General features: G+C 58.9%; 15 protein-coding genes. 3 read left to right on the top strand and 12 right to left on the bottom strand.

Annotated features, from left to right (window positions below; all coding sequences use genetic code 11):
• Positions 1-107 precede the first annotated feature (107 nt).
• Positions 108-650: an inorganic diphosphatase gene (gene ppa / locus BTW07_RS11195; protein ID WP_075570264.1), complete on the bottom strand. Its 543-nt coding sequence runs from the start codon at positions 648-650 to the stop codon at positions 108-110.
• 193 nt (positions 651-843) lie between these two features.
• On the opposite strand from ppa, the gene BTW07_RS11190 reads away from it, so the two are divergent.
• Positions 844-2562: a bifunctional protein-serine/threonine kinase/phosphatase gene (locus BTW07_RS11190; RefSeq protein ID WP_075570263.1), complete on the top strand. Its 1719-nt coding sequence runs from the start codon at positions 844-846 to the stop codon at positions 2560-2562.
• A 109-nt stretch (positions 2563-2671) separates the two neighbouring features.
• Here the strand turns inward: BTW07_RS11190 and BTW07_RS11185 are convergent, their stop codons facing one another.
• The 9 genes from BTW07_RS11185 to BTW07_RS11145 form a co-directional block, all read right to left on the bottom strand.
• The gene (locus BTW07_RS11185; protein WP_075570262.1) at positions 2672-3955 is read right to left on the bottom strand and encodes a TRAP transporter large permease; all 1284 of its coding nucleotides are present in this window, start codon (positions 3953-3955) and stop codon (positions 2672-2674) included.
• Positions 3952-4593: a TRAP transporter small permease gene (locus BTW07_RS11180; protein WP_075570261.1), complete on the bottom strand. Its 642-nt coding sequence runs from the start codon at positions 4591-4593 to the stop codon at positions 3952-3954. Before BTW07_RS11180 ends, BTW07_RS11185 begins: the two co-directional genes overlap by 4 nt.
• A gap of 11 nt (positions 4594-4604) precedes the next feature.
• Positions 4605-5582 (bottom strand): TRAP transporter substrate-binding protein, encoded by a 978-nt coding sequence (locus tag BTW07_RS11175; protein WP_208605404.1) that lies wholly within the window; start codon positions 5580-5582, stop codon positions 4605-4607.
• Between the two features lie 533 nt (positions 5583-6115).
• On the bottom strand, positions 6116-6940 hold the full coding sequence (locus BTW07_RS11170) for an HpcH/HpaI aldolase/citrate lyase family protein (protein WP_075570259.1): 825 nt from the start codon (positions 6938-6940) through the stop codon (positions 6116-6118).
• A 58-nt stretch (positions 6941-6998) separates the two neighbouring features.
• A complete protein-coding gene (locus tag BTW07_RS11165) occupies positions 6999-8198 on the bottom strand; it encodes a CaiB/BaiF CoA transferase family protein (RefSeq protein ID WP_075570258.1) in 1200 nt (399 codons plus the stop codon).
• A gap of 49 nt (positions 8199-8247) precedes the next feature.
• Positions 8248-9624 carry an MmgE/PrpD family protein gene (locus BTW07_RS11160; RefSeq protein ID WP_075570257.1) on the bottom strand — a complete coding sequence of 459 codons (1377 nt, stop codon included), beginning with the start codon at positions 9622-9624 and terminating at the stop codon, positions 8248-8250.
• Positions 9621-10016 (bottom strand): VOC family protein, encoded by a 396-nt coding sequence (locus tag BTW07_RS11155; protein WP_075570256.1) that lies wholly within the window; start codon positions 10014-10016, stop codon positions 9621-9623. The genes BTW07_RS11160 and BTW07_RS11155 overlap by 4 nt, the downstream gene beginning before the upstream one ends.
• Positions 10017-10024: 8 nt before the next feature.
• Complete coding sequence (locus BTW07_RS11150; RefSeq protein ID WP_075570255.1) at positions 10025-11224, bottom strand: acyl-CoA dehydrogenase family protein; 1200 nt, start codon at positions 11222-11224, stop codon at positions 10025-10027.
• The gene (locus tag BTW07_RS11145; protein ID WP_244158354.1) at positions 11221-12087 is read right to left on the bottom strand and encodes an HTD2 family dehydratase; all 867 of its coding nucleotides are present in this window, start codon (positions 12085-12087) and stop codon (positions 11221-11223) included. The genes BTW07_RS11150 and BTW07_RS11145 overlap by 4 nt, the downstream gene beginning before the upstream one ends.
• Positions 12088-12472: 385 nt before the next feature.
• Between BTW07_RS11145 and BTW07_RS11140 the strand changes: the two genes are divergently transcribed.
• Positions 12473-13405: a formylglycine-generating enzyme family protein gene (locus tag BTW07_RS11140; RefSeq protein ID WP_075570254.1), complete on the top strand. Its 933-nt coding sequence runs from the start codon at positions 12473-12475 to the stop codon at positions 13403-13405.
• Between the two features lie 129 nt (positions 13406-13534).
• Positions 13535-14491, top strand: coding sequence for a formylglycine-generating enzyme family protein (locus BTW07_RS11135; protein ID WP_158025877.1), 957 nt, complete (start codon positions 13535-13537; stop codon positions 14489-14491).
• A 161-nt stretch (positions 14492-14652) separates the two neighbouring features.
• Here BTW07_RS11135 and BTW07_RS11130 read toward each other — a convergent pair whose 3' ends face one another.
• Both BTW07_RS11130 and BTW07_RS11125 read right to left on the bottom strand, forming a co-directional pair.
• On the bottom strand, positions 14653-16854 hold the full coding sequence (locus tag BTW07_RS11130) for a hypothetical protein (protein WP_075570252.1): 2202 nt from the start codon (positions 16852-16854) through the stop codon (positions 14653-14655).
• On the bottom strand, positions 16851-17602 hold a 752-nt coding region (locus tag BTW07_RS11125), incomplete at its 5' end, for a DUF2345 domain-containing protein (protein WP_244158353.1). The genes BTW07_RS11125 and BTW07_RS11130, both read right to left, overlap by 4 nt.

The raw sequence follows: 17602 nt of genomic DNA, 5'->3' as shown, positions 1-17602 counted from the left end.
CCGGTCTGGATGCCGGGGCGGCGTCGTACTGTGAAGCCTATGCCTGCCTATGAAGCCCAGACCTTCAAGCCTGGACCCGGGAGATGCAGAAGATATCGGCTCTCTATCTATACCTTCGCTTTTTCGTTTTCGTAGGCATTGACGGACTTCTCGATGGCCTTGCGAGCCGCATCGGCGCCATCCCACGAGTCGATCTTGACCCACTTGCCTTTCTCGAGATCCTTGTAGTTCTCGAAGAAATGCGCGATTTGCTGACGCAGCAGCTCGGGCAGGTCAGTGACTTCATGCACGTCGTCGTAGAGAGAGCTCAGTTTCTGGTGGGGTACGCAAACCAGTTTGGCATCTTCACCGGCTTCGTCGGACATGTTCAGAACGCCCACCGGGCGCGCACGAATCACGCTGCCGGGCTGGACCGGGTAGGGCGTCACGACCAGCGCATCGAGCGGGTCGCCGTCGTCGGCCAGAGTGTTCGGGATGAAACCGTAGTTGGCCGGGTAGAACATCGGGGTGGCCATGAACCGGTCGACGACCAGCGCGTCCATTTCCTTGTCGATTTCATACTTGATCGGTGCGTGGTTGGCGGGAATCTCGATCGCCACGTACACGTCGTTGGGGAGATCCTTTCCGGCGGGAATCTTGTCGAAACTCATCGTTGAGTCCTTGCGGTTTGCAGGTTGAACACCAGCGGGCGAAAATCCGGGGAATTATACGAACAGGCTAGGCCGATTACCAATCCGGGTGGCGATCCGTCGCGTGACCGACGGGACGGCCGACACCGTTTGCGGTCGTGAGTGGGAGACTGCCTGATCACCCGCCGTTCGTCGATCCATGGGGAGAAACTCGTTGTCGAAAAGCTCGCTGTCACTGACCTACGGTCAGGCCTTCGTCGCGCCGGATCTGCATCGCCATCGCAGCTCGATGTCCGTGCAGATCCCGCAGGGCGAGCAATTGGTTTCCAAGGGTGGCTGTGCGTTGATCAGCGACTCTACCTGGCGCAACTCGATCGCCAAGCAGGCCGGCGATCTCAGCGTGCGCGGTTTCCTGGCCGATTACTACTCGACGCCGGAGCACTGGGACGTCAAGACTTCCGCTACTCGGGTGCTGCGCGCCTTGAACAGCTGGTGCCATAGTCAGAGCGGTTACATCGAGGGCGGAAGCTACATCTGCTCGCTATCGGCGATGATCTTCCATCAGCACGAGGCGCACCTCTTCCACATGGGCGATACGCTGGTCTATCGCATCCGAGGCGCCGAATTCGAGCAGCTGACGCGAGATCACGTCACCGATCTCGGTGGCTATCGATATCCCTCGCGGGCGCTGGGGATGGACGGCCATGTCGATATCGACTATTCCAGTTTTGCGCTCAAGCAGGGCGATCTGTTCCTGTTCATGACCCAGGCGGTTCGTGGCACGCTGGTGCCCTCGGAGTACGTGCAACTGATCCGTGCCGATGTCAGCGATCTCGACGCCGCCTGCGAACGGCTGGCCGAGGCGGCCAACCAGCGGGCCATCGAACGGGGATACAACGCCAACCAGTTCTGCTTCCAGCTGGTTCGGGTCGATCGACTGTCGGATGGCGAACCGAACGAGCAGCCGCGGGTCTTTCACCACCTGCCGGTACCGCCGGAGCTGGCGAAAGGCGAACGCCTCGATGGGCTGGAGGTGGTGGAAATACTGTCGCGCACCGCCAAGGCTCGACTCTACCGTGTGCGGGACGTCCGCAGCGGGCGCGACATGGTGATGAAGGCCCCGAGTCCGGAACTTTCGACGCGTAACGTCTATCTCGAACATTTCGGCTTGCAGCAGTGGGTCGTCGAACGGGTCAACTCCCCGTTCGTGGTCAAGGTGATGGAACCGGCGAGACCCCGCCGCTATCTCTATTATCTGATGAGCTACGTCGATGGCGAGACGCTGACCGAGTGGTTGGGAAGACACCCCCAGACCAGTCTGGAACAGCGGCTCGACATCGCGCGTCAGCTGGTCAAGGCAGTGCAGGCGCTGCATCGTCACGACGTCCTGCATCAGCATATCCATCCCGACAATATCCTGATCGACCGCCACGGCAATCTGCTGCTGACCGATTTCGGGGCCTGCCACAAGCGCGAAGGCGACGCCCTGGGCGAGGCACGCCAGCTGGCTCGTCAGGTTGGGCTGACCGAACACAGCGCGCCGGAGTACGCGCTGGATACCGAAGTCGGCCGGCGCAGCGACCAGTATTCGCTGGCCTCCATCGTCTACTGGATGCTCACCGGACACCTGCCTTACACCCTGCTACCCAATCACCTGCGCAGCCACACCGATCTGGAGCAGATGACCTACCGTCGCGCGCAGCTGAGCAATCCCGCGATCAGCGGCGATCTCGACGATGCGCTGCGGCGCTCGCTCGATCCGCTGCGGGCGCTGCGGTTCCGTCGCCTTACCGAGCTTGCCTATCATCTGCGACCGGTGCCAAAGGGAGAAGACGAGCATCGTCGTCCGCCTTGGCGGGAGCCCGCGAACGTCTGGCAGGCCATTGCCACCGTACTGCTGCTGCTGTTGATTCTGTCCTGGTGGTTGAAGTAGCGAAGGTCGAAAGTCCCACGGCTCATCTTTGCCGAGACTTGGGTAAACGAAAGAGGGCGCCATGATGGCGCCCTCGGTAGTGGGTGGTACGGGATCCTCGTCTTGCCGACTAGGGCATGCCTAGCCAGTTGGGCAATCCCAGCGACAGGAAAGGCACATAGGTCACCAGCAGCAGGAAACCGAGCAGCAGGAAGAGCCATGGCGTTGCCGCCCGGATCGTGCGTGTCAGCGGCATGCCGGTGACGGCGGAAGCCACGAACAGGTTCAAGCCTACCGGTGGCGTGACCAGGCCGATCTCCATGTTGACCACCATGATGATGCCGAAATGGATCGGGTCGATGCCGAGCTGTACGGCGACCGGGAACAGGATGGGCGCCAGGATCAGGATGATCGCCGACGGTTCCATGAAAGATCCCGCCACCAGCAACACGATATTTACCACCAGCAGGAAGGTGATTGGCGAGAAGCCCTGTTCGACCACCCACGCCGTGATCGTCTGCGGGATCTGCTCGGTGGTCAGCACGTGGGCGAACAGCATCGCATTGGCGATGATGAACATCAGCACCACCGACAGCTTGGCGGCATCGAGCAACACACCCGGACACTGCTTGAGGGTGATGTCCCGATAGACGAACAGCGCGACGAAGCCGGCGTAGACCGCGGCCACGGCGGCGGCTTCGGTCGGAGTGAAGAACCCGCCGTAGATGCCGCCGAGCACGATCACGATGGTGAGAAGCCCCCAGCTGGCCTTGCGAGCGGTGGCGAAAAACTCACCGACCGTGGGGCGTGGCAGGGCGGGCATCTTCTTGATCCGTGCGACGATGTAGATCGCCACCATCAGGATCAGACCCAGCAGCAATCCTGGCACGATACCGGCAACGAAGATCTTGCCGACGGAGCTTTCCGTCACCGTGGCGTAGACCACCATCACGATCGATGGCGGAATCAGGATGCCAAGGGTGCCCGCGTTACAGACGATGCCGGTACCGAAATCCTTGGTGTAGCCGGATCGCGTCATCCCCGCGATGACCACCGAGCCTACCGCTGCCACGGTTGCCGGAGACGAGCCGGAGAGCGCCGCGAACATCACGCAGGAGAGCACGGAAGCGATCGCCAGGCCGCCGCGGATATGGCCGACACAGGCGTTGGCGAAGTTGATCAGGCGTCTCGCCACGCCGCCGCTGGTCATGAAGGCGCCGGCGAGGATGAAGAACGGAATCGCCAGCAGCGTGTAGTGCTCGGATGTCTCGAACAGCTTGATCGCCAGCGAGCTCAGCGAGTCCTGACTGAACAGCATGATGGTCAGCGAACTGGCGATACCCAGCGAGAAGGCGATCGGCACGTTGAGGAAGAGCAGGCCGAACAGCACCACGAACAGGAAGACGATGGTCATGGCGACTTCTCCTCGTTACCGGCTTCATCCTGGAGTTTCAACGCGTCGGTGGATTCGTTGCTCAACTCCAGCGTGATCTGCTCACCGCGCAGCATGCGTATCAGTACTTCGATCAGTCGTATCAGCACCAGCGTAAAGCCGATCGGCACGATGATCGTGATATGCCACTGCAGAACGCCATACTGGTCGAGGTCCTCGGCACCGATGCGCGCATGCATGAGCGCCTGCACCCAGCTGTAGCTGGAAACCGCGAACAGCGCCGTATAGGCGATACAGATCAGACACGTCAGAATGCCGACGCCCCGCTGCAGGCGTTCGGGCAACAGCCTGACGATAAGATCGACACCGATATTGGCGCCGATGCGCACGATATAGGCGATACCCAGGAAGATCAGCCAGGCGAAGCACGCTTTGGTCAAGGCGATGCTCCAGGTCATTTCCTGGGCGAGATCGATGATGAAATCACCGATCGCGAAGAGCGGCGTTTCCGCGAAGGGAAACAGGTCCGCTGCATCGTAGAAGACGGTATAGAGATTGTTGACCATCACGTAACTGAAGGTCACCAGGGTCATGAGGGCGAGAAGGAAGGCCACCAGGCCCTCCTCCAGATGCGCCCAGGCACGCAGGAAACGTGTCATGTTCGGCTCGGTTACTGGCTAGTTTCGGACTGGGTGGAGTCGGACTGATTGGCGCTTTCGGCAGCCTTGATCAAGTCCTCACCGATGTCACCCTGGAATTTCTCCCATACCGGGCGAACTGCTTCACGCCACTCTTCACGCTGCTCGGGGGTCAGCTGAATGATTTCGCTGGTGCCGGCATCGACGATCGACTGCTTGGCTTCCTGGTTGAGATCGTAGGCCTGCTTGTTCACCTTTTCGGTGACGTCGACGAGGATATCTTCCAGCTGGCTGCGAATGTCATCCGGCAGCCCGTTCCAGAAGTCGGCGTTGGTGATCACCATGTAGTCGATGATGCCGTGGTTGGACTCGGTGATGTACGGCTGCACCTCGTGCATCTTCTGGCTATAGATGTTCGACCAGGTGTTTTCCTGACCGTTGACCACGCCGGTCTGCAGCGCCTGGTACACCTCGCCGAAACTCATCTTGCGGGGAACGGCGCGAAGCTCCTTGAACTGCTCGTCGAGCACGTCGGAAGCCTGCACGCGGAACTTGAGACCGCGGGCATCCTTGGGTTCGCGCAGCGGCTTGTTGGCAGAAAGCTGTTTCATGCCGTTGTGCCAATAGGCCAGACCCTGGATGTTGCGATCCTGCATCGAGTCGAGCAGGCCCTGCCCGTCGTCGGAGTGCTGGAAGCGGTCGACGGCGTTGATATCGTCGAACAGGAACGGCAGATCATAGAGCTGCAGGCTAGGGCTGTACTGTTCGAACTTGGCGAGCGACGGCGCCAGCATCTGCACGTCGCCCAGCAGCAGCGCTTCCATCTCCTTGCCATCGCCATAGAGCGACGAGTTGGGATAGACCTCGACTTTGACTCTGTCGCCCAACTTCTCCTTCACTTCCTCGGCGAACATCTTCGCGCCCTGGCCTTTGGGCGTATTCTCGGCCACGACGTGGGAGAATTTGATGACGATGGGATCCTGCGCCTGAGCGCCAGCAACGCCACCCATCAGGATGGCCACCCCGATAGCGCCAACCACTGTTTTTGGATTGATGAGAGACATGGCATTTCACTCCTGAGTTTGTTCTGTCGTCTTGGCGTCTTTGAAGGCGCCTTATTGGCGATGCCAGGCTGAGTATGCGGAGAATTACGCCAACTCGTATATTCAACCTTCGGTGGGAGTAACACCGTTGAGTCGGGGTAAACTGATGCCTCTAAATGGTTTAAAAAGTTTAAAAAGTCGAAATAAGATTGCTCGATATCCCCCTGTTTGATGGTCGATCGAAAGTATTAAATCCATTAAAAACAACAGGTAAGTTAGGTTTTGGATCGACGGAAAGACGGCAATCGAACGATTGTCGTCGATATAATCATGGAATGGGTCGGCAACGAGAATCGAAAATATTCTGTCAGGTTAAGCCGCTGGAAACACGTATCGTGACAGAAGTTAACTTTTACTCATGCTTTCACGAACGGCATTTCGGCCCTGGGCGCGCGAAAGCTGAGGCGCCATACCCACTCAGCCTTCGGCAATGCCCATCTTCAGCCTCGTTCTGCGCTGGCAACGAGTCGGCGGGCACGCTCCATGACCGGTGCATCGATCATCTGACCATCGATCTGGCCGGCGCCAGCGTCTTGCTCGGCGGCTTCGATCACCCGCGTCGCCCAGGCCAGCTGATCGGCAGTCGGCCGGAAAGCGTCGTTGACGACGGCGACCTGGCGCGGATGAATGCAGAGCATGCCACCGAAGCCCATCTCGACCGCGCGTCTGGCTGCCCGTTCGATGACGCCCATGTCGCGAAATTCGGGATGAACGGTCTCGATAGGGGGCGCGAGCCCAGCCAGGCGCGATTGCAGGATGATCTGATAGCGCGCCTGGTTCAGCATCCAATCCCCGCCTTCGCTACCCGGCTCGATACCCAGGTCCAGGCCGAGATCCAGCGCGCCGAAGCTCAACTGGCGAACACCCGGGAATCGAGCGAGCTCGGGCAGTGCCTGCAATCCACAGGCACTCTCGATCAACGGTATCAGCGCGACTCCACGGGCGCCTGCCTCGGCCAGCGCGTCGGCACTCTCCGCCTTGGGTACCACGAGACCGGCGATGCCCGACCGGCCATGGCACAGCGCCAGATCTTCGGCGAAATCGTTCGTATCGGCAGCGTTGATCCTGACCCAGATCGCGTCATCCGGCGCGCCCTCGAGAAAAGCGCTCAGCGCACGCCGTGCCTCGGGCTTGGCCGCCGGCGCTACCGCATCTTCCAGATCCACGATCACGATATCGGCACCGCTGGCCAGCGCCTTGGGAATGCGCTCGGGCCGATTGGCCGGCACGAACAGCGCCGAGCGGGGCGGAGTGGGGGAAGTCATGGGCGCTTTTCCTCGCATGATCGAATGGGATGAAGGGGCGTCGAATCGAAAGATATGGTCAGATCGTACCGGCTTGGCGCAGCGTGTCCACGTCTTCGACGGCGTACCCCAACTGCTCGAGAATGGCTTCGCTGTGTTCGCCGAGCGCGGGGACGGCATCCATGCGAGGCTCGTACGCCATGTTGCGTCCGGGCGGCAACGCTGCCGGCACCTTCCCGCCGGGCGTCATCACCTCGCGCCAGCGGTCTCGGGCCGCCAACTGCGGATGGTTCCACACGCCGGCCATGTCATTGACGTGAGCGTTGGCAATCTGGGCATGATCGAGTCGCGCGATCACCTGCTCCGCCGTGAGTTCGGCAAAGACCGTATCGATCAGCGCGCGCAGAGAGGCGCGATTCTCCGAACGCTTGAAGTTGGCATCGAAGCGTTCGTCCGTGGCCAGTGCCGGCTGCTTCATGACCTTCTCGCAGAACAGCTGCCATTCGCGTTCGTTCTGCAAGCCGAGCATGACGGTGCCGCCGTCGCCGGTAGGGAAGGGGCCATAGGGATAGATCGTGGAGTGGGAGGCGCCAGCCCGAGGCGGTGGGGTCGCGCCATCGAACGCGTAATACATTGGATAGCCCATCCACTCGACCAGGCTCTCCAGCATCGAGACGTCGATGTGCGAGCCTTCGCCGGTCCGCCCACGCAGCAGCAGCGCCGAGAGAATATTGCTGTAGGCGTACATGCCGGCGGCGATGTCGGCGACCGAACAGCCCGCCTTGGCCATCGCATCCGGTTCGGGTCCACCGGTGACGGAGAGAAAGCCCGCCTCGCTCTGGATCAACAGATCGTAGGCTTTCTTGGTCTCAAAGGGTCCGCCCTCGCCGTAACCGGAGATATCGCAAACGATCAGACGCGGGAATCGCCCATGCAGCGTGTCGAAGCCGAGGCCCATGCGAGCGGCGGCACCGGGGGCCAGATTCTGCACCAGCACATCGGCTTCCGCGAGCAAGTCGTCGAGGATCGGCTCGGCAGCCTCATGTTTCAAATTGAGCGTCAGGCTCTCCTTCGATCGGTTGGTCCAGACGAAATGCGAGGAGAGGCCGTGGACGCGCTTGTCATAGCCGCGGGCAAAGTCGCCGACACCTGGGCGCTCGATCTTGATGACCCGGGCGCCCTGATCGGCAAGTTGTCGCGTACAGAAAGGGGCGGCGATGGCATGCTCGAGGCTGACCACGGTAATGCCATCCAGGGGGCGAGGGGGTTGAGCAGTCATGTCAGATCCTGTTCGAAAAACGGAGATTCGGCGCGGACCGGGAGTCGGCTCACAGTAACGGCTCGAGGCGTGTCACCGCCGCCAGATTCCAGGCATGGGCGATCAGCTTGATAACTTCGTCGTCAGTGGCCGCGCCCGAAAACGTGACCAGACGGCGAAACTTCGCTTCCAGCTCGTCCCGGCTCAGGGTATTGCCCGGGTCGCCCTTGGGTTCGTCGATGGCGGCGCTCAACCGCCGGCCGTCGCGGGTCGTGATATCGACACGGCCCAGCCAGCGCCGGGGATAGGCCGCATCCACCTCCGAGTCCAATTGCATTGTCACGCGTTGAGCAAAGGCAGCGACGGCCGCGTCCTGGAGGGCGTGGTCGCGAAAGCTGGCCAGGCCGGCATCGCCATGTACGGCAATGAGCCCCAGCACGCTACCCATCGAAAACTTGGCCTGATGGATAGTGCGCGGGTGGACGACGGGCCCGAGCACGTCGATCGCGGCCTGGTGGACTTTCGCGGTGACGGTTTCGATGTCGCCGTGGGTCAGCGCCTCTCGCTGCATCAATGCCAGCAGGGCGTCCGCTGCCGGGTGCGTATGCCGGCAGGAGGCGTGAAACTTGAATGAGGTCTCGACCAGCGCCCAGCGTTCGCCGAGTCGGTCCGTCAGCCGGCTCGGGTCGGCATCGGTGGACATTCCCGCAGCCATCCCCTGGGGCCCTTCGAGAATATGCTTGGCCCCCGTCAGGCCGCTCTGGGTCATGTAGGCGGCAACAATACCGTCGGAAGCGGCCTTGGCCGTGTGCAGCTGCTTGGAGTCGGCAGCGTCGCGCAGGAATTCCCACAGCCCGGCAGCCTGGGTGCCGGCGTTGCCGAGCAGATTCACGAAACCGTCGGTGTCGAGTTCCATCAGCTTGCCTGCGGCCACCGCGGCAGCCAGCGTGCCGGCGGTGCCGGTGGTATGAAAGACACGGTAATGAGAGCGGCCCAGAAATTCGCCGATCCGAATCCCCGCCTCGTAACCGGCCACGGCGGCAGTGATCAGATCCCGGCCACTGCTGCCCAGATCCTGGGCGGTCGCCAGCGCGGCGGGGAAGACCACGGTGGCGGGGTGCAGCACTGAGCTGTTGTGCAGATCGTCCTGCTCGACCACGTGCGACGCGGCGGCGTTGACCAGCGCGGCGAAATGCGGCGAGGTCATGCGGCGATCGGTCAGTTGCTGACAGCCGCCGTCGCTGGGCCCCATGAGCTTGCTGTACTGCTCGAACAGCGGGATCGGCGCGTGATTCCTGCCGGCCAGCGCCGAGCCGAGCCAGTCCAGATAATAGGCCTGGCAGCGCTCGACGACGTGTTGCGGTATCCGGGCGTAACTGAGTTCAGCCAGGAAGCTTGCCAGTTCACGTGTTGGATCACGGGTTTGATCATGGACCAGGCCATTCATCGCAAACGCTCCTCGATTCGATTGGCGATCTCGATCAGGTTGTCTTCGGGATCGCGGACATAGACGGAACAAATCGGTCCGGTGGCCCCGGTCCGATCCACCGGGCCTTCGATGATCGTGACGCCAGCGCCAGCCAGATCAATGATCACCTGTTCCAGCGGCGTGTCGCTCAGGAAGCACAGATCCGCCGAGCCCGGCGTGGGGCGGTCGGCCTTGGGTTCGAATTCCCGACCGTGACGATGCAGGTTGATCTTCTGCTCGCCGAAGCCCAGGGCGACACGACCCTCGCCAAAGACGACGCGGCTCATGCCGAGGGCGCGTTCGTAGAAGGTGCAAGTCGTGTCGATATCGGCGACCGTCAACACCAGATGGTCGAGCTGCGTGATCTTCATGGGCGACCTCAGAACGACCGTGGTAGATCGAGCAAGTGCTCGGCCACGTAGGAGAGAATCAGGTTGGTGGAGATCGGGGCGACCTGATAGAGGCGCGTCTCACGGAACTTGCGCTCGACGTCGTACTCAGTGGCGAAACCGAACCCGCCGTGGGTCTGCAGGCAGACATTGGCCGCCTCCCACGAGGCCTTGGCCGCCAGATACTTGGCCATGTTGGCACTGGCCCCGGCCGGCAAGCCGGCGTCGAACGCCTGACACGCGCGCCAGCGCATCAGATCGGCGGCTTCCACCTCGATATGCGCTTCGGCGATGGGGAACTGGACACCCTGGTTCTGGCCGATCGGGCGGTCGAAGACGATCCGCTCGTTGGCATAACGGCTGGCCTTGTCGATGAACCAGCGGCCGTCGCCGATGCACTCGGCCGCGATCAAGGTCCGCTCGGCGTTGAGGCCGTCGAGAATGTAGCGGAACCCCTTGCCTTCCTCGCCGATCAGGCTCTCTGCCGGCAGCTCGAGATTGTCGAAGAACAGCTCGTTGGTCTCGTGGCCGACCATGTTGTCGATCGGCTGGACCGTCATGCCATTGCCGATCGCCTGATGCAGGTCGACCAGGAAAATCGACATCCCCTCGGACTTGCGCTTGACCTCGGCCAACGGCGTGGTGCGGGCGAGCAGGATCATCAGGTCCGAATGCTGGATCCGCGAAATCCACACCTTCTGGCCGTTGATCACGTACTTGTCGCCGCGCTTGACCGCCGTGGTCTTGATCTTGGTGGTGTCGGTGCCGGTAGTGGGCTCGGTGACGCCCATCGACTGCAGGCGCAATTCGCCGCTGGCGAGCTTGGGCAGGATCTCGGCCTTCTGGGCGGCGCTGCCGTGCTTGAGCAGTGTCGCCATGTTGTACATCTGGCCGTGGACGAAGCCGGCGTTGCCGCCGCAACGATTGACCTCCTCGAGAATTACGCTGGCCTCGGTCAGGCCCAGGCCGGAGCCGCCGAACTCCTCGGGGATCATCGCACCGAGCCAGCCGGCTTCGGTCAGCTCGGTCACGAACTTCTCTGGGAAGCCCTCGGTTCTGTCGATGTGGCGCCAGTATTCGCCATCGTACTGCTGGCACAGGCTGCGCACGCCGTCGCGGATCGCTTCCAGCGCCTCATGGTCGACAGGGGCTTGGTTGATAGAGGCTTGGTCGATAAGGTCGAGACTCATGATCGAGACTCCTGATCTTCAGTGTCCTTGAATTCCACCGTGGCACGATGGGCCGGTCCGTCTTCGTTGCCGGCGGTCAGCTCGGCGATGCCGTCATCCACGATGCGCCCCGTCGTCTGAAACGGCTTGTCGGCGATCAGCGGGCGCAGGCCGCGGTAGCGCATGCTGGTGGGGCGCGCCTGGGGATTCGCCTCGCAGAATGCCTGCAGTTGCAGCGTGGCGATCAGCGGCCCATGCACCACCAACCCCGGGTAGCCCTCGGTATCGGTGACATAGGGCCAGTCGTAATGGATACGGTGGCCGTTGAAAGTGACCGCCGAGTAACGGAACAGCAGCACCGGGTCGGGATCGACGGTCTGCGACCACTCCGCCGCCGGCATCGGCTCGTCGAGCGACAGCTTGGGCGGGGAAGGCTGGCGGTAGACGATGTCCTGCGCTTCGCGGATGGCGAGTTCGCCGGCCTGGGAATAGTCGTGCTGCACGGTCACGAACAGCAGCGAGCCGGTACGACCGTGTTTCTCCTGAATATCGGTCACGGTGGAGACGCGTTGGGCCTTGATGCCCACCTTCAGCGATTGGAGAAACTCGACACGTCCGCCGGCCCACATCCGGTTGCGATCCTCCGCTGGCGGTAGAAAACCGCCGCGGGTCGGGTGACCATCGCCGCCAAGCTGTGCACCAGGAAGCGGGTTCTGGAAGAAAGCCCAGTGCCACAATGGCGGCAACGGCTCGCCGGGGGCGGGGCAGGGTTTGCCGAAAGTCGCGGCGACCCGAGCTACCAGGGCGCTATCGATATGATCCGTGCTTTGTTCCCGGTTGCCGATCCAGCGTTCCAGCGCGTTGCTGGGCATGTTGTCGGACATCGAACGATCCACCCGTCTCGGTAAGGTACCGGCAGCATGGCCGGAGTCGATGAGCGGGGAAATCTGTCTTTCCTGGCAGGGGGCTTTGGTTTCGCTGAATACGACTTTGGTCTGCGGTGCCTGGATGACCTGTGGTCACCATGGAATCAGCACAGCGGATTCAGATAGCGCTTGGCACAGGTACACGCCTGAACCGTCGTCTCTTTGACCGGCGATTCTTGAGGGTTTCGTCTACGCCGCTAGTCTGATATGGCACAATAAAGCCTGGAGAGGGCGTGGTAGTGTCCTGGCGGTGGGAAGTCTTTGCAATTTATAGTTTCGCAGTTTCATATGCCGCTTCATGTGACACAACCATCTTTAGCAGATTGCCAGGTGTAAAGTGGTTATGAAACCTTTGTTGACATTAGTGGCCATATCATCGCTTGCGCTAACGGCATACGGGCAGAGCAGTGCCGACCAAGATACAGAAAAAGCGGTTGATGGGCTGATTGAGAAGACCAAAGGAAACTTGTTCTATGTGAACGGTGGTAGCTTTCAGATGGGCGATTTCGGACAAGTCGACTCTAAGACCGGGAAGTTGCCTTATACCTATAGTGACGAAAATAAGTACCTGCATGAAGTGACCCTAAATGGGTATTACATGGCTTCGCGTCAGGTCTCTTATTCTGATTTTGATGTTTACACAAAATCTACGGGGCAGCCAGATGTCAGTATCGAAGGTTTCGGGGCGCGATTCCAGAGCCCCAACGTTCCCGTTGGTGTTAGTTGGAATCAAGCACACGACTATTGTCAGTGGATGGCAGAAAAAACGGGGCGCCCATACGCCTTGCCGACTGAGGCACAGTGGGAATATGCTGCCAGAACTCGTGGTGAGTTTCGGCCTTACGCAACAGATGACGGTACACTTGAACGTGGAAAAAATGCTCCCTCTAAGGCAGAGATCAGGAAGACAACAGTTGATGGGGCAGCGCCAAAGGCATTTGAGATAGCTTCGATTCCAGCTAATCCATTGGGCATCTATCAGATGGGGTTGAATGGATTCGAATGGGTGAATGATTGGTACGGAAAGGATTATTATGAACATTCTCCCGAGAAAAATCCGATGGGCCCTGAAGAAGGAACAGAGAAAGTACTTCGTGGTGGTGGGTTCAGTGCCTCAGATCAAGGGATGCTGACTGTCTACCGTAGCAAGGCAAAACCGGACTTGTCACGAGATACTTCCGATGTGGCCGATAACCCGCGGTTAAAGGAAATGCTCTCTAAACGAGCCCCTTTTGAAACGACTTTTAGGTGTGTGGTCAATGAGTCCGAAAGGTGAAAGTGCATGAAATCAGGCAGTGTCGGTGCGTTTCGCTATGCCGAGCATCTAAGATGGAATATGCTTGAATAAAAGAGATGTTGGTTGTCAGGTTTTTGGTTTTGTTTTTCAATTTGAATGGCACCTCAGGTGCTGTACCATTATATGGTGGGTGAAGATATGAAATTTCCATGTGCTTTGGTATTTTTTTCATCTTTTTTATTGACTGCCTGTGGGCAAAGTAGTGCCGACCAAGATACGGAAAAGGCGGTTGATGCACTGATCAAAAAAACCAAGAAGCATCTAGTTTATGTGGAAGGCGGCAGCTTTGAGATGGGGGATTTTGGGCCAAAAGATCCCAAGGGTGATTATTTGCCATGGAGTGTTGGGGAAGACGACAAACACCTCCATAAGGTCACGCTTGACGGCTATTATATAATGGATCGTCAGGTCTCCTACGCCGATTATGATACTTACACCGAAGCTACCGGCCAACCCAAAATCAACACGAACAACTATAGTAGTCGAACTCGCGCTCCTGACGTGCCGGCGGGCGTGGACTGGTATCAGGCCCGGGATTATTGCCAATGGCTGGCAAATCAAACCGGCCTTCCTTTCGCACTCCCGACCGAAGCCCAATGGGAATACGCTGCTAGAAGTCGAGGAAAAATGATGCCCTATGCTACAGATGATGGCATTTTGCGAGAAGGCAAAAATTATCCTACTCGAGAAGATAGACGGAAGGCTACTGCGGGTAATAGCCCTATGGCACCTTACACTATTGCCAAAAAGTACCCCCCCAACCCTTTGGGTATCTATCAGATGGGGCTTAATGGTTATGAGTGGGTCAGCGACTGGTATGGTAAGGACTATTACGAGCATTCACAGGAACTTAACCCGACTGGCCCTGAATCCGGGACACTCAAAGTACGCCGAGGGGGGGCTACTGGAGAAAGCTTTTTGGGCATGGTCACAGTTATACGAACGCCCTATAATCCGGATCTAACTCAGATTCCACCGAAGGGCAACGACGTAGAGGTTGATCCGGAAAAAAAGCAACCCTACAGCATGAGCACAGTTCGTTGTGTGGTCGACCAGACAAACTAGCCTTTGCTTTGTATGAAAACTGTCTTCGCTAGGTAATATGGCACGGCGCTAAAATCGGCTCAAAGTGCTCGTTTCCACTTCGGAAACTCCGCGCTTCGCCGATTTTTGCCGTGTCTCACACTTGTGCGGTAACTTTTCGTATAAATCCTAAACCCGCTTTTTTAAGCATTTTTCGTGCGTGGAAGTGCTAGACATTTCGTGTGATTAAAGCAGGCCTGATGGAACTGAGGTTCTACGTCATTTTGTGTCAGGTACTCTTTCATGTCATTTCGTACCATGGGGCTCCCTTTGGAAGCGGTTGGTTTGAGTTGCCGATAAAAACGTTGAAGGTTGTCGGGGTAATCACTGGATAGCCAGGGTTGTTCGCCCCGACCAAGAAACGCAAGCAGCTTCGACTCGCCTTCTTCCACAGTGATGTTGTAGCCATTAACTTCCGGCTTGATACGCTGCATGACGTTACGATAATCCTCCTGTGATTGCACCCAAGTGAAGATGTTGATGATGGCCCGCTTACGATCGGTCATAAAACCAAAGCGCCAGAAGTTGATGTCTTCCCAGTCCCAAGTGCGGTTCTCAGGCTCCAGTAGGTCGAAGGCGTTAACCTGTATTAGCCGGTAGAGCAAGGCTCCCTTAGCATCTGGCGTGGTGTACTGGAGCATGTCTGGACTAGTGTTAATGCGTTCAACCAAGTGGCCGCGTGCAGTTGCAGTGGCTCTGTCATCTTGTAAGTCACCCCAAAAACTAATGAAGGCGCTTTGCACTTCTCCTGCTGTGCTGTATAAGTAGGTCTCCAGTTTTTTGCCACTCCCCAACGCCAATGCCAGTATGTTTGATAGTGTTTCAAAGGCAACGTCGTCAATGAAATCCAGTTTCTTGTAATTAATATTTTTAAGCTGATATGCTACCCACTTTGCAAATTCATAGATCAGTGTCGCATCAACTTCTAGTGTTAGCTTGCCTTTGGCGCCAACGCCGTAACAGAGAGCCGCTTTGGCGAGTATTCGGAATTTTCCGCCTTGATAAGATATCTTGAGTGTGGCTTCGCCACCGATGCCGATCTGACCTGCGATAGCCGGGGCGATTTTGGCAAACGGCTCGAATTTCTCGCTCTCAGGGCTTTTCCACTCGACCTGCCCTGCCACGGTAGCTTCGAGCTGACCACCGACAAAGGCGCCAAGTTCGCCGCCCTGGCTATTGTCGGGTAGCGACATATCGACGGTTTGCTTTCCCGGAATGCCTCTGTTCCTGGAGGAGCCCCTGACGCCCTTGGCCTTGGCTCCGCTTCCGGTGAATTCAGCATCGATATTGAGCTCTGCGGCGATACTGGCGCCGATGCCGCCGGCCACGCTCAGAATGGTGTGAGAGCGCAGCATGCCTAGATTCATGCCGGCAAAGGCCATCATGTATCCGCCCGGCGGCTCGTAGCAGTCAATGGACGCCTTGGCCTCCGCCAGCATCAGCTCTGCGTGCCCGCTGGACTTGATCGCGCCTTCCTTCTTGAAAGGATTGGCCTCACCACTAACGCCACTTGCCCCGTAGGACCATCGCATCAATTGTGCTTCCGCACTGAGATCGACTTTGAGGCTGTCCACGTCATGCTCGCCACCACTCTGATAGGAGCGGGCGATCTGAAGGTTTTCGTTGATGTGCTCGCTCCACTGGAAAAGCTCCTTGTGTTGGTCTTCCAGCTTCATCCAGTCATCGAACCAGGGGATATCGACCTTGATGGATGTGCCATCACCGATATCCGTGAGCTGATTTTTTAGCTTCTTCCAGTCCACCTTCCCTTGGGTGACAACGCTGTCGCTCCCACCCGCAGTATCGGCTTTGGACGTCAACCGATACTTTCGCCAGTGGTTCTTGATTTTCTGTGAGCGAACGTAGGTCATCCTAAAACCCACGGCCGAAGCGTGGCCGCCCCGTCGCTGGATGGGGATGAGTTCGCTGATATGATTGGTATTGTCACTGAGCTGCGTCAGCGGCTCCATCTCTTGAATAAGATCTCGATTGGCCTTGTCCAACTCGGACTGTGCCAGGATGACCTCTCGCTCCAAAGACTCGGCGCTATCGGCTTCTGACAGCGCGGCACGCTCTTCGGGTTTGAAATAGCTGCTCTGTTTGACCTGAATATACTTGTCCTGACAGCTCTTGAGATGGCTCGTCGCCTGCTGCTGAGATTCGACGACGCTTTCGAGCAGACGCATTTCAGCGAGCAGATCCGGCATATCCTTGCGGGGCACAGCGAGAATCGTACCTTTGCCGACCATATAGAAAAGCTGATCCGCCGGCTCGTGATAGGCGTCCTGACCTTTGCTCTTGTTTCTGGTTTGGGTGTTGCCGTCGGCATTACCGCCCTGACTCATGACAGCTCTCCTTCGGCGGCGTCGTCGAACCGATCCAGTATCGTCACCTGGATTTCCTCAGGTTTGCTCGTGAAGATTTTCTGGGTTTTTCCTTCGCTATCGCTGCGCCCTGTCATGATCCGCCCTTCGGCAGTCGACACGCGGTAACGTGCATGGGCGAGAGGTTTTCCCGATTGCTTGTCCTTCAGTGTGAAGAACTCCTCGAAAGGCCCTTGGGCATCAGGTAGCTCGGGTTGAGTCCGGGTGAGACTCGTCGGTCCGCCGAAGTTGTGCTGCGCCCCCTTGAGATCCGCGGCACCCGGGCAGTGGACTTCGATGTTGCCGCCTTCGATGCGGATATAGCCGCCGCCGCTCTGCAGCAGGATGCCGTTCTCGGCATTGATTTCGATGCGGCCTTCTGTGGAGGTCACCTTGACACCTTTCTCCGCGGTAAAGGCCATCTCGCCATCCTGCGCTTGCATCTCCACCTTGCCCCGCGCCGCGAACAGCTTGATCCCGGCTTTCTGCACGAACAGCGAGAGCTTCTCGGAGATCGAGGCCACCAGGCTCTTGCCGGTGGCGATGTTGACGTCTTCGCCGCTGGAGACGCTCAGCGATCTGCCCTGGGCCAGATGGGTCGACTCCGGCGTGCTCAGGGTGATGCCCGCCGGGGAGGCCAGGTGCAGCCAGGGCGCTTTCATGCGTGCCGCTTCGCCCCGGCCGCCGCTGTCGGTGGCGCCACGGGCGTTGCTCTGATCAGCATCCGAAA

Origin of the sequence: Salinicola socius (assembly GCF_001937195.1) — a bacterium.
In the GTDB taxonomy this organism is placed as follows: domain Bacteria; phylum Pseudomonadota; class Gammaproteobacteria; order Pseudomonadales; family Halomonadaceae; genus Salinicola; species Salinicola socius.
Note: the sequence above shows the minus strand (reverse complement) of the source record. Positions and strands in the feature narration are given on the sequence as shown.

Excerpts from the sequence above, each read along its gene's own strand:
- BTW07_RS11170 (WP_075570259.1), bottom strand. The coding sequence starts at position 6,940 with ATGACTTCCCCCACTCCGCCCCGCTCGGCGCTGTTCGTGCCGGCCAAT.
- BTW07_RS11145 (WP_244158354.1), bottom strand. The coding sequence starts at position 12,087 with ATGTCCGACAACATGCCCAGCAACGCGCTGGAACGCTGGATCGGCAAC.
- BTW07_RS11185 (WP_075570262.1), bottom strand. The coding sequence starts at position 3,955 with ATGACCATCGTCTTCCTGTTCGTGGTGCTGTTCGGCCTGCTCTTCCTC.
- BTW07_RS11175 (WP_208605404.1), bottom strand. The coding sequence starts at position 5,582 with ATGGGTGGCGTTGCTGGCGCTCAGGCGCAGGATCCCATCGTCATCAAA.
- BTW07_RS11130 (WP_075570252.1), bottom strand. The coding sequence starts at position 16,854 with ATGAGTCAGGGCGGTAATGCCGACGGCAACACCCAAACCAGAAACAAG.
- BTW07_RS11150 (WP_075570255.1), bottom strand. The coding sequence starts at position 11,224 with ATGAGTCTCGACCTTATCGACCAAGCCTCTATCAACCAAGCCCCTGTC.
- BTW07_RS11180 (WP_075570261.1), bottom strand. The coding sequence starts at position 4,593 with ATGACACGTTTCCTGCGTGCCTGGGCGCATCTGGAGGAGGGCCTGGTG.
- ppa (WP_075570264.1), bottom strand. The coding sequence starts at position 650 with ATGAGTTTCGACAAGATTCCCGCCGGAAAGGATCTCCCCAACGACGTG.
- BTW07_RS11155 (WP_075570256.1), bottom strand. The coding sequence starts at position 10,016 with ATGAAGATCACGCAGCTCGACCATCTGGTGTTGACGGTCGCCGATATC.
- BTW07_RS11140 (WP_075570254.1), top strand. The coding sequence starts at position 12,473 with ATGAAACCTTTGTTGACATTAGTGGCCATATCATCGCTTGCGCTAACG.
- BTW07_RS11160 (WP_075570257.1), bottom strand. The coding sequence starts at position 9,624 with ATGAATGGCCTGGTCCATGATCAAACCCGTGATCCAACACGTGAACTG.
- BTW07_RS11165 (WP_075570258.1), bottom strand. The coding sequence starts at position 8,198 with ATGACTGCTCAACCCCCTCGCCCCCTGGATGGCATTACCGTGGTCAGC.